Source organism: Planococcus beigongshangi (assembly GCF_016820495.1).
GTDB lineage: Bacteria > Bacillota > Bacilli > Bacillales_A > Planococcaceae > Planococcus > Planococcus beigongshangi.
Genome location: NZ_JADHDU010000002.1, coordinates 77,264 through 90,825, shown reverse-complemented (window position 1 = coordinate 90,825; position 13,562 = coordinate 77,264). Strand labels below are relative to the sequence as shown.

Genomic DNA, 13,562 nt, shown 5'->3' with positions numbered 1-13,562 from the left:
TATGCGCCTTGATTGGCGCATATTTTTATTTTGAAGGAATTTCAGCGAGATTTGAAAGTTTTTCACGAAAATTAAACCAAATTATTCCTTTTTGCAGGGAGTTTTATGGCAGCTTTCAATTTTATGATCGGCATTCGCCTTTTGTGATCGGCATTCGCCTGTTTATGATCGGCATAAGTACTTTTATGATCGCTATAACAGGATTTGTGATCGCCATTAATTATCATTACATTTTATCCCTTCAATACAATAAAATCCCAATACTCAGTTTAAAGAAATCCAATAGAAAAACCGCCCCTAAAAATCCGGGCGGCCAAGTTGCCGTTCAGTCGATCTGAGCGGCAACTTTTCTATAGAAGCTGATGAGATCCTCTTTCTCCTGGTCATCGAGCTCCGACTCTTCGATTCTCTTCACAGCAAGCTCCAATTTCTGCTGCTTTGTTTTTCGGACACGCGGATGCGTCAGTTCATCATTCAATTCGACCACGATCATTTTCCGCATGTCTTCTTCCGACTCAACAGACAACGCTGCCAGCCGCTCAGGCCATAACTTTTTGAACGCTTCGACCGTCTTCATCTTCACGGCAGCTCAACTCCGTCGATCCCTTCTCCGATCACCACGATCTGGGGCTGCATCTTCATATATTCCGGCAGCCACTGTGCCATTCCGTAGGCATATTGAAAAGCATGCGGATATTTATCCCCATCCAACGGCACATAGCCTTTGATGCGGTACACCGTTTCCGGCAGCGCCCTCAGCCAGTCTTCAAATTTCTCGCGGTTGACGGGTGCATCAAAGCGCAGCACTTTCGTATTCAAGTTCAATTTCCCTATATCTGCACTCTCTACAGCACCTTTGGATGATGCCGATAGATCCTCCAGTAATTTATAAGGGATCTTCGCATTGGACGTCTGGACGATCCGCGCTTCCGAATTCAAAGCCTGCAGTCCGAACACCGCATCCCCCTGCTCTTTTTCACTCAACAAGTCCATTTTGTTCGCCAGGATCAGGTCAGCGTGGCGGATCTGTTCAAGGAATAAAGAACGGATCTGCGGCGACATACGGTCACGGTCAAGCCAGCGTTTGCTGTCGGCCACCGTGACAATCCCTTTGAAATTCAGCTGTTCCGCAAATAAAGGCGAGAAAATCGCATCCAATGCTTCGACCGGATGGGCGGCGCCTGTCGTTTCAATCAGCAGAACATCAAAAGTCTCTTCCGCCAGGAGCGTCTGGATCTGCGCTTCCGATTTTTCGGAACCCGTACAGCAAATACAGCCGTCCAGCAATTCCTTGAGCGGTACGCCGTCCTCCACTTCGTCGGAGTCGACAGCAAGCTCGCCCAGCTCATTCATGAATACAGCCGGCTTCAAGCCTGCATCTTTTATCTGCAGCAGCATACTTTTCAAAAGCGTCGTCTTGCCGCTTCCAAGAAACCCGCTGAATAAATATACATCGATCATAGTTACCCTCCTTCATCTCTTTAAATTCTATCATAAAACAGCAAAAGAAAAGGCAGTCGAAAAACACACCTATTTTTTAATCATTCCGCTCCAGACAGACGCTTTCTGCAGGGAGCTGCCTGAGCCTCCTCGCTCGCTGCGAAAACCAGTGCTCCTGCAGCGTTGCACGTTTCGTCGCAAAGGTTCGACCGAATGCTGTTCGGTCAAACCTTCACTGTGGGGTCTCAGGACTAGCTCTACATCCTGCAGGAAAGACTTTGGCCGAAGCCTACGAGGGCAAGTCTTTGCGACGACGCAGCGCAGCGATGCAGCGCAGCGATGCAGGAGCATATCTTTGCCCTTCGCTGTCTTCCGCTACATTTTGGTTCAGAATAATATTTATTTGCAGGCTTTCACAATAAACAGAATTAGTTCATCATGTCCCTTATAGAAAGCAATCAGAGAGGTGGAGCAAAACAACAAGAATCCCAGGGGAGCAAGCAAAGTGCTGAGATCCACCAAGCGAAGTGCAATAAGCACGAGTTAGCTCAGTGCAAGCCCCCAGGAAACCGAAGCTTTTTTGAGGAATATCGATTCCTCTAGTTCTTGCTACAAACCAAAAGAAAAGGCCCGCACACGGCGGACCTTTCCATCTTATTCAGCAGAATCCTCTTCGGTTTCTTCAGCCTCTTCATCCGTTTCCGGAGGAGCGGCTTCGATGCCCGCTTCTTCCATCACCAATTTCTTGGCTTCCAGAAGCATCGGATCATCCGCCTGGATTTTCGCACGCAATTCATCCATCAGTACATAGATGCTGTCGCCTGTCAGTATGCCAGTCACTTCCAGCTCTTTGCTTTCCTGGAAACTTTCAACAGCAGTCACCATGGCTTCGTCAAATACGCCGTCTACCTCACCGACTTCATAACCAAGAGCTTCAAGCATTTTTTCAGCTGTCCGCACCTGCTCCGAAATCGTCCCGTCCTGTAATTCCAGCGTGGCATCCAGATACGGAAGTGATGCATATTCCGGATAAGCAACTTCGATATCAGGTTTTATTCCTTCTTCGTGGATCCAGTTGCCGTCAGGCGTCAGCCATTTGGCCGTTGTGAATTTCAGGTTGGAACCATCGGCCAGATCGTTGGCAGTCTGAACAGTCCCTTTGCCGAACGTCTTTTCCCCGATCAGCTTAATGCCTGCGGACTCACTCATTGCCCCGGCCAAAATTTCAGAAGCTGATGCGCTTCCTCCGTCGATCAGGAGTGTAACCGGTATTTTGACTTTATTGCCTTCAGATGCCAAATAAATTTCAGGCTCAAGGCCTCTAGCCTGGACTTCGAACATTTCTTCACCATCTTCGATGAACAAGTTAGAGATTTCCAGAGCGGATTGCAATAGACCGCCCGGATTTTGGCGCACATCGATGACCATCGCCTGCATGCCTTCTTCTTCCATTTCGGAAATAGCCTCTTTCAGTTCTGTAAAGGTATCCTGTGAAAAGCTGGTAATCTGAATATGTGCGACATTGTCACCGATCATTTCGGAATAGACAGTTTCGATCGGAATTTCATCACGGACGATTGTGACATCCATCGGTTCCTGCATGTCGCCTCTTTTGATCGTCAATGTCACTTCAGTTCCCTTTTCCCCACGGATCAGCATGACGGCTTCGGTCGTACTGAAACCTTGGATGCTTTCTCCGTCGACAGCGATCACCTGGTCATTCGGCTGAATGCCAGCTTTTTCGGCTGGAGAATTCTTTATCGGCGAAACGATTGTTATAAAGCCGTTCCGTTCCTGAACCTCGGCCCCGATTCCCTCAAAGCTTGAAGAAATCCCTTCAAGGAACTGGGAAGCTTCTTCTTCATTCATGTAATCGGAATATGGATCGCCGAGTGAATCGACCATGCCATTGATGGCACCATTGATCAATTCTTCGCCGTCCACTTCTTCAAAATATTTGGTCTGTATTTCATCATAAGCAGAGTATAATTTCTGGAATTCACGGCGTTCAGGTGAATTCACTTCCACCGCTTTCTCGTCGCCGAAGGTCAATGCGAAAACCGTCAGCCCTGCAGTTGCCAATATCAGCAGCACGACCAGCATAATGAAAGAAAAAGTTTTCAGGCGGATATAATGCCCTTTGGATTCTTCCACTGGCGGCAATTGCTCATTTCCCTCTTCCGGATGTTTCTCATCCATTCTGTTCACCACTTTCATAAATCACGGCAATTGATCATTATCCGTATAGCCAGATTCCTGTATTTGAAAAAAAGACTGTATCGACAGTCTCTTTTCCATGTATGTTTTTCGTTTAGTCCTGGATTGCAGCTTCAAGCGCAACAACGATCATGTCGTTGAACGTCGTTTGGCGTTCTTCAGAAGTCGTCACTTCTCCAGTCAGCAAGTGATCGCTGACAGTCAGGATCGACAATGCCTTAGCTCCAAATTTGGCAGCAAGCGTGTAAAGAGCCGAAGATTCCATCTCCAATGCCAATACGCCGTACTGTGCCCATTTCTCGTGTTCTGCATGGTCGTTATAGAAAACGTCTTCAGTGAAAACGTTACCTACACGCAAGTTCAAGCCTTTTTCAAGTCCAGCGTTATAAGCTTTCAACAGCAAATCGAAATCTGCAGTCGGAGCATAGGATACGTTGCCGAAAATGATCGAGTTCATATTCGAATCTGTAGATGCGCTTTGCGCCAAAATGACATCACGGACTTTTACATCCTTATGGATCGAACCGCAAGTTCCGACACGGATCAATTTCTTAACGTCGTATTCGTTCATCAATTCTGTTGTATAGATGGAAATGGATGGTACGCCCATTCCAGTACCTTGAACAGAAATGCGTTTGCCTTTATAAGTTCCGGTGTAGCCGAACATATTACGGACTTCGTTGTACATTGTTACATCTTCCAAAAACGTTTCAGCGATGTATTTCGCGCGAAGCGGATCTCCTGGAAGAAGGATCGTGTCGGCGATTTCGCCTTTTTTTGCATTGATATGAACACTCATGATAAAACCTCACTTTATTTTAGTCGTACTTATCATACTGTTTTTTAGCCGTCAGTGCAATGAAGAGCATTATAGACGGATATATTCATCCCACATTTCGTCGAACACGGAAACTTTCATGACGGGATGCGCACGTTCTTCCAGATACCTGGAGATTTTTTCGAAATCCTTCGCGCTTCTGGGAAATGAATGGTCCAAAAACATCGCATCGGCAAAACGCGAGAAATCGTCGGCATTCAGTTTTCCCCTGTAGCTCAGTGCAAAATGGTAAAATGATTTGTCCATATTCAGGGGACCCTCCCAATTAATGCAAAATAAAACCCCGGACAGCCTGACCGGGGGAATTTAAATGTTTCCTGACTTGCTGTGGCTGGAACGGAAGATGTTATTCGAAGAGCTGTCTGTATTCAGGATAGCCCTCTTTTTCAAGATCGTCCTTAGCTACGAAACGGAGCGCTGCAGAGTTGATGCAATAACGCAGGCCGCCAAGTTCGGATGGCCCGTCCGGGAACAGATGCCCCAGATGCGAGTCGGCAGTAGCAGAACGTACTTCTGTGCGTCGCATGCCATGGCTCGTATCGAAACTTTCCTTGACCTCTTCCGCTTCGATCGGTTTTGCAAAGCTCGGCCATCCGCAATGTGCGTCGTATTTATCTTTTGAACTGAACAGTGGTTTGCCTGATACGATATCGACGTATATGCCTTCTTCAAAATGCTGATCATATTCTCCCTGAAACGGCGGTTCAGTGCCGCTTTCCTGTGTCACATGATATTGCATTGGAGTCAATTTCTGTTTAAGATCTTCACTCATTGTGATTCCCCCCAGTTTCTTTGGATAAAAGCAGCCCTGCCTGAGCCTACGGAATATCGCTCATAATGTGCAGGATTCTTCTTATAATAGTCCTGGTGATAGATTTCAGCCAAATAAAACGGCTTGGCTTCGAGAATCGGCGTTACAACCGGTTTATCGAATTTCCCTGACGCCTCCAGCTGCTCCTTCGATAATTCAGCTGCCGCACGCTGCTCTTCATTATGATAGAAAATAGCGGGGGCATAGGATGAACCGCGGTCAAAGAATTGGCCGCCGCCATCTGTCGGATCGATTTGAGACCAAAAAATTTCCAATAATTTTTCATATGGGTAAACGTCCGGCTGGAAAACAATTTCGACAGCTTCTTTATGACCGGTCAAATTTGTGCAGACCTGCTCGTATGTCGGATTTTCCAATTCGCCGCCCGTATAGCCGCTGACCACCGATTCTATGCCCGGCAGACTGTCGAATGGTTTAACCATGCACCAGAAACAGCCTCCTGCAAATGTCGCTTTTTCCGTTTTCAAATCCAGCACCTCTTTCTATTGTGTGAAGGTTACCCGTAACCGGATATCATCTTCTTCCAGATTAAAAGCTTCCGCCCTGACACTGATTCCGTCATCCAATGGTATATCAGTCAGCCTCAGCAAAACTTCCTCCGAAGCTGGATTCACTTCCATGAATTCAGGAAGGGACACCGAATCGCGCAATAATTTCAATGCGGATTCCGGAGGTATATCAAGCATGCCCACATTGACGGATTTCTGTTCCAAAAGCAGATTCCCATCTTCCTGGACATGCGGTTCAAATTTCAACAGGATCGGCAAAGACATGGAGAAGACCTGCAATTCCGTAGACAGCGCCACATCATTTTCCACCGATAATGTCAATGGGATCGGCTGGTCTTTCATTGCATCGCGGATATACGAATTGGCGATCCCTTCAAAATCGGCTTTGGAAGTCCTGACTGTCAATGTGTTGCCCTGCGCAAAGGCTCTTTTTTCAGCCTGATAGCCGACATGATCTTCTGCCGGAATCGTGATATAAAAGACGAAACCGATCACCACCAGGAGATTGACCGCCAACAACGCAATAAATGCAGCTCGCCAGAATTTCATCGCTTCTCACCCCTCTGTTTAAAACACCATGCCGCATTCTTCCATCCGTTCTACAATCCGCTCAGCCATCAGATCATAGCCTTTTGCATTCGGGTGGAAGAAATCGGTATGGTAGACCAGATTATCATTTCCTGTAAACAAATCCTCCACCGGAACGAAGCAGGCTTGCGGATCATCTTCCACAATATCTTCCATTGCATCATTATAGGCGGCAATGATTTCATCAAACTCATCCACTTCGTCCGTAATCAGAGAAAACGGATTATAGACGCCGATGACAATGACAGGTGCCTGGGGATTCATGGACCTGACGGTGGAATAGATATTCATGTAGCGGTTTTCGTAAAAAACCAGTTCTTCCTGAAACGCCTCGATCGTCAAATTGAACAGATCGCGTTTCACAATGCGCATAATATCATTGCCGCCAATGGTCATCACGATATAATCAGCTTCTGTAACCGGACCGGTCAGTTCACCTTTCTGGAACATTGCCAGAAGCTGATCACTCCGCCGGCCCCGTTTTGCCGTATTTTCTACGGCCGCTCCGTAAACCCCCGGCCACTGCCTGATTTCAGCTGCCAGCCTGCCGACATAACCGCCTCTGTTTTCTTCATCGCCAACCCCTTGGGACAAAGAGTCGCCGAGGGCAGTGATGATCAGCGCCTGCGGAATAAAGTTCGGCGGCACATTGTATCCGGCAAATACGGTTTGCACTCGAGGTGTCGCTTCATCGTTGCCGAATATAAAAGAGGAACTGCATCCCGCTAATACTACCGTGGCCAATAAAACTACATAGAGGATGCGTTTCACTCTTTTCTCTCCTTTGTGATCTGTGGAAATTTCGACTTAAATTTTAAAAAAGTATTTACTGTTTGTATATAAATGGAATTAATTACTCTACAGAATTCGATATTCCGCAAAACAGCTCCGCTTTCCTTGGGGCTTGCGCTGAGCTAACTCGGTCTCGTTTCACTTCGCCCGAGTGGATCTCAGCACTTCGCTGATCCCTTGGGAGTCTTCGCTGTTTTGCTCCATATCTTAGAAATCCTTCTCGTGTTGAAGTGGTTTCCATAAGCGAACTCGGACCTTCGTCCGAGTGGGTGCTCAAGTCTATGCCGAGTCTCTAAGGAGTCTTTGCTCCTTCACTTCATCTCAAGAAGTGGATCTAAGCAAAGGCGCGGCTCAGGACTGGCTGGAGCAATAAGACGAGTGTTCTTCTCGGCTTATTGTGGGAAGCTTGTCCATAGCGCCGAAGCGAAATCTAAATGTCATTTCCTTAATTCCATTAATAGAGTTGTCTAGACTCCAGCCACTCTGCTGTTCAGTCTTATGCTTATCAGAGCTTAACGGGTGCCGTCGCGTTTCTAATTAATCGGTATAGAACATAAATCCTAACGCACCAATCCCTGTATGGGTCGAGATCACCGGGGTCGTATAGTCGAAATAGACATCGCTGAAACCGGACTCGATGATTCGGTCACGCAGCGGCTCCGCCATCGCAAAACCATTGGCATGGGCAAACCCTACACCTTTGACCGTTTTGCCTTTTGTGCGTTCCATGAAATCCTCAAACAGGTAATCCACCACTTTTTTATGGCTGCGCGCTTTAGCGACAGGTGTATATTCCCCGTCATCCAGTGATGCGATCGGCTTGATCTTCAAAAATGAGCCGACCAGGGCTCGGCCTTTTCCGATGCGTCCACCCTTGACCAGGTTATCGAGCGTATCCACAACGACGAACAATTTTGTATTGCGTCTGATTTCATCCACTCTGGCTACGATTTCTTCCATCGATTTTCCTTCTTTGGCCATCTGTGCCGCTTCCAGCACCTGGAAAGACAACGCATAGGAAATATAACGTGAATCGATGACCGTTACATCCGTATCCGTCAGTTCCGCCGCAGCACGTGCCGATTCCACTGTCCCGCTCATTCCTCCGGTCATGTGGATCGACAGGACCTGGTCCCCATTTTCACCGAGTTTATCGTATAGCTCTTTGAAAATCCCCGGAGCCGGCTGTGAACTTTTCGGCAGTTCATCCGCTTTTTCCATCAGCTCAAGAAACGATTTCGGTTCCAGATCGATTCGGTCCAAATAGGTTTTCTCGCCAATTTGAATCGTTAACGGCACCATGTGCACATCATACTGTTTTAAAATTTCAGGACGCAGATCCGAAGTCGAATCCGTCACTATATGAATCCTTGACATGACATCACTTCCTTCTTTCTTATATACCTTATTTCCTATTCTAAAAACATACAGGAGGCAAGGCAACTTTTAAGGCTGAGGCGTTACCGCCTTCAGCCGGGTAAGACCGCTTATTTATCGGAATGCATGTCCAGAGCCTGTTCGACTGTGTCCTGCACAAACCGGACCGCCTCTTTAGAAGGCATTCCCTTGTATATTTCAGGTCCAATCGGTTCCAGCACTTCCAAAGTTACATTGGCTGGCCTGATTTTATTGTTGTTCTTCTCCATGATATCCGCTGTCCCTTTTATCGCCAGCGGCACTATCGGCACACCCGCATCCGAGGCAATCCGCATGAAACCGGCTTTAAATTCGCTGATCCCTGCCCCTTTGCTCCGGGTGCCTTCCGGAAAGATCAGGATCGAATGGCCTTCTTTCAGCTTTTCGGCTGTATCCGATATTGACTTCAGCGCACTTCTGCGGTCGGTCCTGTCGATGAAGACACAATTCATATCTTCCATGTATACCGGTATGATCGGAAGTTTTTTCACTTCTTTTTTCGATATGAACCCGAATGGTTTCGGGATGCTCGATAGGATGACCGGAATATCGAAATTGCCTTCATGATTGCTGACGAAAAGGACTGGCCCTTCCGGCAGCCGTTCAAGTCCGGTGACTGAAACTTCACTTTTTGTACGCTTCATGATTCCGGCTGCCCATTTCAGCGGTTCCGTGTGAACCAACCGGTCGTATTCGTCTCTACTCAAATGCGGTTTCTTCTTTTGGAATCCTTTTAACTTTACTGCCGCAACAGGGAGATAGCCGAACAGGAAAGAAAATGTGCGGATGGAACTAAACATTGCCGTCTCCTCCGCTCCGGCGATCAAAAATCAGGTAACTGTATGGGACTCCGCCCGATTCGAACCGCTCTGATTCAGCCGTCAATTCCCATTCGTCTCCATATTCAGGGAAAAAGGTGTCACCTTCGAATTCTTTATGGATCAGCGTGATATACAGGCGGTCCGCTTCCGGAAGAATGCTCCTGAAAATCTGCTCACCGCCGATGATCATCACTTCTTCATGGAACTGCTCGGCCCTTTTGACGCCGTCTTCGATGGAATGGACAATATCCACTCCGTCGATCTCCAGCTCTTTATTGCGCGTAACGACGATATTCAGTCGTTTCGGCAGCGGACGGCCGATCGATTCGAACGTATTCCGCCCCATCACGATCGCTTTTCCGACCGTGTGTTTTTTGAAATAAGCAAGATCCTCCGGTATATGCCATGGCAATTGATTGTCCCGTCCGATGACATGGTTCGGGTCGTGCGCAACCATCAATGAAATCATTCTTTTTCCTCCTAAACAGCTACAGGCGCTGATATCCGCGGATGGGGATCGTACCCTTCAATCCGGATATCTTCCAATGTAAGATCAAAAATCGACTCGACCGATTCGTTTATTGCGATCGTCGGCAGCGGTTTCGGTGTTCGGCTCAGCTGCTCCCTCACCTGGTCGAGATGGTTCACATAGAGATGCGTATCTCCTGTGGTGTGGACAAATTCGCCCACTTGAAGTCCGCATTCACGGGCAATCAGATGGGTCAATAATGCATAGGAAGCGATATTGAAGGGCACTCCCAAAAAGACGTCTGCACTGCGCTGATAAAGCTGGCAGGACAGTTTGCCGTCCGCCACGTAAAATTGGAACATTGTATGGCACGGTGGCAGAGCCATATCCTCTACGAATTCCGGATTCCAGGCAGTCACCAGATGGCGGCGGGAATCCGGATTTTTCTTGATGGCGTCGATGACATTCTTCAATTGATCGATCGTTTCGCCTGTTGTCGTATGCCAGGAGCGCCATTGCTTCCCGTAGACAGGGCCCAGGTCGCCGTATTTTTCAGCAAATGAATCATCCTCTAAAATTTTCTCCTGAAAGATAGTCATCTGCTCTTTATACAGAACGGCGAATTCGTCATCCTTTTGGGCTCTTCGGCCGAAATCGGTCATATCAGGACCTGCATATTCCGGACTCGACACCCACTGGCCAAAAGCCCATTCATCCCAGATATGATTATTTTCTGCAATTAAGGCCCGGACATTGGTGTCACCTTTTAAGAACCAGAGCAATTCTGAAACGATCAGGCGAAAGGCAGTCTTTTTCGTCGTCATCAAAGGGAATCCTTCTGCAAGGTCATAGCGCATCTGGTAACCGAACACGCTCAAAGTCCCGGTTCCTGTGCGGTCTTCTTTTTTTGCTCCATTTTCAAGGATATGATTGCAAAGATCCAAATATTGTTTCATTTCATTCGCCTCCATTATACGTTCAATCATAACAAAAAAACCGTTAAGAGTTCTAACGGTTTTGACGCGGTAATTCAAAAGTTTGGACGCTGTCGGTCAGGACAGCCATTTTGGAGGTGTGTTTTTAGACCAATAGATGTCTCCCAGAGTGATATGCTGCTGAAAGTCATCGTCTTCCAGATGGTAATGGAAATTGAAATAATAGCCTTCCTGGGGCTTTTTCTCCGTCCTTACATGGAAGCGGATCTTATCCTTATTGGTTTCTGTGTCGTAAATGTGAAATATTTTTTCGGAATGGCTGCCGGATGGTTTCTGTGAAATGGCCAGTCTGCGGAGATCGTCCCCATCCACTTGCGCAAGATGAAGGTCGATCGCCTGCTGGATGTTCGGCAGAATCTCGTTCTTGAACTCATCTTCGATGACCGGTCCGATGCGTGAACCGAATTTCATATACGCCTGCTCTTCAGCTTCCTGCTGGAATGATTCCAGAATGGAAGGATTGCTGTAATAGAATTCGGACGGGTCCAGCCAATCATATGCAGTTTGACTATTCTGACTTTTTTCGGCGTGTGTTTTCAGTTCCGTCTTATCTTCGAGCAGGTTCTCCCAAATCGTGTGGTTTGGAGAGATCATGCCGAGTGTGAGGACTGCCACTGTCACAACGAGCGATTTCTGCCACCAATTTTTCATCTCATATTCACCCTTCAATTTCGAACAATTTGTAAACAACTGTGTTTAATTATACGAATTAATCTGGTAAAGGTTTCATCTTCTTGAAATTCATTGTACAATAAATACAGCAATTATGCGCTGTTTTTTTCGAAAAGGAGGAATTTTCATGGATACTTCAATTTTAATCGGAATAGGCCTGCTGCTTATGCTCGTTTATCTGACGTCATTGAGCTTTACTGACTAATGCAAAAAATGGAACAGCCTCTCCTGGCATTCAGGAGAGGCTGTTTTATTTCATCCGGTCTGGATGACCCCATAATGGAATTTCGTATTCGGCCGGATGCGCCGCTTGAAACCGAATGCCTCGAAATCCGTTGAACGGAAATGGGCTTTTAAGACAACGGCTCTGCGCGCAACCCTCTTGGCTTCCGCTACCCATTCCCCTGTCAGCTGCCCCATATCGGCAGTGTTTCGGACCGGGGAAAAATTCGATGATTCCGCAATCGCCTCTGTAAACATCGGATCCATATAAATGACATCGAAACTGTCATCTTCCTGACTCTTCAAGTATTCAACAGCATCAGCGGCTTCCACTTCGATCCGCTGCATAGCCTCTGTCAGATGCGGCATCATGCTGTAGCTCTTCAGCCCTTCCTTGATAATGAAGGCGATGATCGGATTGCTTTCACAGCCCACTACTTTCCCGCCAGCTCCAAGCCACTGTGAGACCGTGAGCGCATCGGAAGCCATTCCGAGTGTGCAGTCGAGAAAACGTTCACCCGGCTGTAAACCTGAGATTTCAATGAGCGGATCTGATGCCAGCGGACGTTTGGTACGGAACGCTGCTGAATTCGGATGAAAAAAGAACGGCTCCGCTTTTCCCAAAGGGTAAAGCTCAAGCCGCTCATTCATTGCCACGATTACATCCGATCGTTCCTCCATATGCAAAGCTTCAATCGGCCGTTTGTTGCGGCTGATGAAAGGAATCCCTAAATCTGCAGCTATCCGCTCCGCATCAGCGATCGTCTTTGCAGTCGGCCGGTATGCAGTAGTGACGACCGTCCCCATTATTCTGCAACCTGCTCCAAAGCCTGCGCCAATTGGTCACGGATGTGCTCTACCGAATGGTCTTCAATCTGTTCACGCGGGATGAAATGGGCTAGCTGGCCGTCTTTCAATACTGCGATCGACGGTGAAGAAGGCGGGACATCTTCAAAATAGCTGCGCATCTGCGCAGTCGCTTCCTTATCCTGTCCAGCAAAAACCGTCACCAGATGATCGGGCTTTACTGCCGCTTTCTCCAGCGCTTCGATAACGCCGGGGCGTGCAAGGCTGGCCGCACATCCGCAGACCGAGTTAATGACCGCAAGAGTCGTTCCGGTAGCTTCGCTGACATGTGCATTGACATCATCTGCAGTCAGTAATTCCTTGAACCCGTGATCTGTCAATTCCTTGCGCATCGGTGTAACAATGCCTTTCATATATTCATCGTATGCATTCATCACATTTACCACCTTATCGTTTATACTCTCCCGGATAACCCGGGAGTCTCTTCTTCTATTCTAACGGATAGCTTGGGTGATTTCATGCATACCGTTCTAATATTTAGGATATTCATTATTAATATAGGAAAGCAGCTCCTCAAATTGGTCTGCATCATACCATTCATAAGGAACTTGCTGATCCACTTCACCGTCTTCCTTGATCTTCAGGCTTGTGGCGGATAATTGCAGGATCTGGGTATCATCCACGTCGCTTTCCTTATCAGCTATTGCATGTGAATTGAATTTCTCCAGAATTTTATCGTAGAGTTCATCACGCGCAACTTCATTTCTGAAATCCCACGATTCGTACTTCCCCTGGTAAATTATTTCAATCGAAAATATATTCCCTTCCATCCGAAATCCCTCCTTGAAATTCTCGCTTAGAGATAAAAGCTGTTTCAAAAGCTAATACCTCTTTATGCTTACCCGAAAACATCCTGCTTCAGTAAAACTGGGGTTACGGCAATA

The 13,562-nt window shown here is 47.2% G+C and carries 18 protein-coding genes; 1 reads left to right on the top strand and 17 read right to left on the bottom strand.

The genetic code is table 11. The features are described from left to right. Nucleotides 1-8: 8 nt before the first annotated feature. Nucleotides 9-338 (top strand): hypothetical protein, encoded by a 330-nt coding sequence (locus tag IQ294_RS04560; protein WP_203332851.1) that lies wholly within the window; start codon nt 9-11, stop codon nt 336-338. Here IQ294_RS04560 and IQ294_RS04555 read toward each other — a convergent pair. The 17 genes from IQ294_RS04555 to IQ294_RS04475 form a co-directional block, all read right to left on the bottom strand. Continuing rightward, a complete protein-coding gene (locus IQ294_RS04555; RefSeq protein ID WP_203333302.1) occupies nt 326-577 on the bottom strand; it encodes a hypothetical protein in 252 nt (83 codons plus the stop codon). The genes IQ294_RS04560 and IQ294_RS04555 overlap by 13 nt on opposite strands. A gap of 2 nt (nt 578-579) precedes the next feature. After that, on the bottom strand, nt 580-1,461 hold the full coding sequence (locus IQ294_RS04550; RefSeq protein WP_203332850.1) for a CobW family GTP-binding protein: 882 nt from the start codon (nt 1,459-1,461) through the stop codon (nt 580-582). Nucleotides 1,462-2,094: 633 nt separating this feature from the next. Beyond that, a complete protein-coding gene (locus tag IQ294_RS04545) occupies nt 2,095-3,639 on the bottom strand; it encodes a lmo1851 family serine protease (protein WP_203332849.1) in 1,545 nt (514 codons plus the stop codon). A 112-nt stretch (nt 3,640-3,751) separates the two neighbouring features. Further along, a complete protein-coding gene (gene deoD, locus IQ294_RS04540) occupies nt 3,752-4,456 on the bottom strand; it encodes a purine-nucleoside phosphorylase (RefSeq protein WP_203332848.1) in 705 nt (234 codons plus the stop codon). Between the two features lie 69 nt (nt 4,457-4,525). Further along, nucleotides 4,526-4,741 (bottom strand): YozE family protein, encoded by a 216-nt coding sequence (locus IQ294_RS04535; RefSeq protein ID WP_203332847.1) that lies wholly within the window; start codon nt 4,739-4,741, stop codon nt 4,526-4,528. A 100-nt stretch (nt 4,742-4,841) separates the two neighbouring features. Further along, on the bottom strand, nt 4,842-5,267 hold the full coding sequence (gene msrB / locus IQ294_RS04530; RefSeq protein WP_203332846.1) for a peptide-methionine (R)-S-oxide reductase MsrB: 426 nt from the start codon (nt 5,265-5,267) through the stop codon (nt 4,842-4,844). Beyond that, nucleotides 5,264-5,794: a peptide-methionine (S)-S-oxide reductase MsrA gene (gene msrA, locus IQ294_RS04525; RefSeq protein WP_203332845.1), complete on the bottom strand. Its 531-nt coding sequence runs from the start codon at nt 5,792-5,794 to the stop codon at nt 5,264-5,266. Before msrA ends, msrB begins: the two co-directional genes overlap by 4 nt. 15 nt (nt 5,795-5,809) lie before the next feature. After that, nucleotides 5,810-6,385 (bottom strand): YpmS family protein, encoded by a 576-nt coding sequence (locus IQ294_RS04520; RefSeq protein WP_203332844.1) that lies wholly within the window; start codon nt 6,383-6,385, stop codon nt 5,810-5,812. Between the two features lie 18 nt (nt 6,386-6,403). Then, nucleotides 6,404-7,195 carry a GDSL-type esterase/lipase family protein gene (locus tag IQ294_RS04515; RefSeq protein WP_203332843.1) on the bottom strand — a complete coding sequence of 264 codons (792 nt, stop codon included), beginning with the start codon at nt 7,193-7,195 and terminating at the stop codon, nt 6,404-6,406. 558 nt (nt 7,196-7,753) lie between these two features. Continuing rightward, entirely contained in the window at nt 7,754-8,593 is an 840-nt protein-coding gene (locus IQ294_RS04510) for a DegV family protein (protein WP_203332842.1), read from the bottom strand. Between the two features lie 110 nt (nt 8,594-8,703). Then, nucleotides 8,704-9,432 carry a lysophospholipid acyltransferase family protein gene (locus IQ294_RS04505; RefSeq protein WP_203332841.1) on the bottom strand — a complete coding sequence of 243 codons (729 nt, stop codon included), beginning with the start codon at nt 9,430-9,432 and terminating at the stop codon, nt 8,704-8,706. Beyond that, the gene (locus IQ294_RS04500; protein ID WP_203332840.1) at nt 9,425-9,922 is read right to left on the bottom strand and encodes a dihydrofolate reductase; all 498 of its coding nucleotides are present in this window, start codon (nt 9,920-9,922) and stop codon (nt 9,425-9,427) included. Before IQ294_RS04500 ends, IQ294_RS04505 begins: the two co-directional genes overlap by 8 nt. 11 nt (nt 9,923-9,933) lie before the next feature. Further along, a complete protein-coding gene (locus IQ294_RS04495) occupies nt 9,934-10,878 on the bottom strand; it encodes a thymidylate synthase (protein ID WP_203332839.1) in 945 nt (314 codons plus the stop codon). A 96-nt stretch (nt 10,879-10,974) separates the two neighbouring features. Continuing rightward, the gene (locus tag IQ294_RS04490; protein ID WP_203332838.1) at nt 10,975-11,568 is read right to left on the bottom strand and encodes a YpjP family protein; all 594 of its coding nucleotides are present in this window, start codon (nt 11,566-11,568) and stop codon (nt 10,975-10,977) included. Between the two features lie 276 nt (nt 11,569-11,844). Beyond that, nucleotides 11,845-12,618, bottom strand: a complete 774-nt coding sequence (locus IQ294_RS04485) for a class I SAM-dependent methyltransferase (protein ID WP_203332837.1) — start codon at nt 12,616-12,618, stop codon at nt 11,845-11,847. Next, the gene (locus tag IQ294_RS04480; protein WP_238942653.1) at nt 12,618-13,052 is read right to left on the bottom strand and encodes a BrxA/BrxB family bacilliredoxin; all 435 of its coding nucleotides are present in this window, start codon (nt 13,050-13,052) and stop codon (nt 12,618-12,620) included. Before IQ294_RS04480 ends, IQ294_RS04485 begins: the two co-directional genes overlap by 1 nt. A 96-nt stretch (nt 13,053-13,148) precedes the next feature. Continuing rightward, nucleotides 13,149-13,448 (bottom strand): hypothetical protein, encoded by a 300-nt coding sequence (locus tag IQ294_RS04475; RefSeq protein ID WP_203332835.1) that lies wholly within the window; start codon nt 13,446-13,448, stop codon nt 13,149-13,151. Nucleotides 13,449-13,562 lie beyond the last annotated feature (114 nt).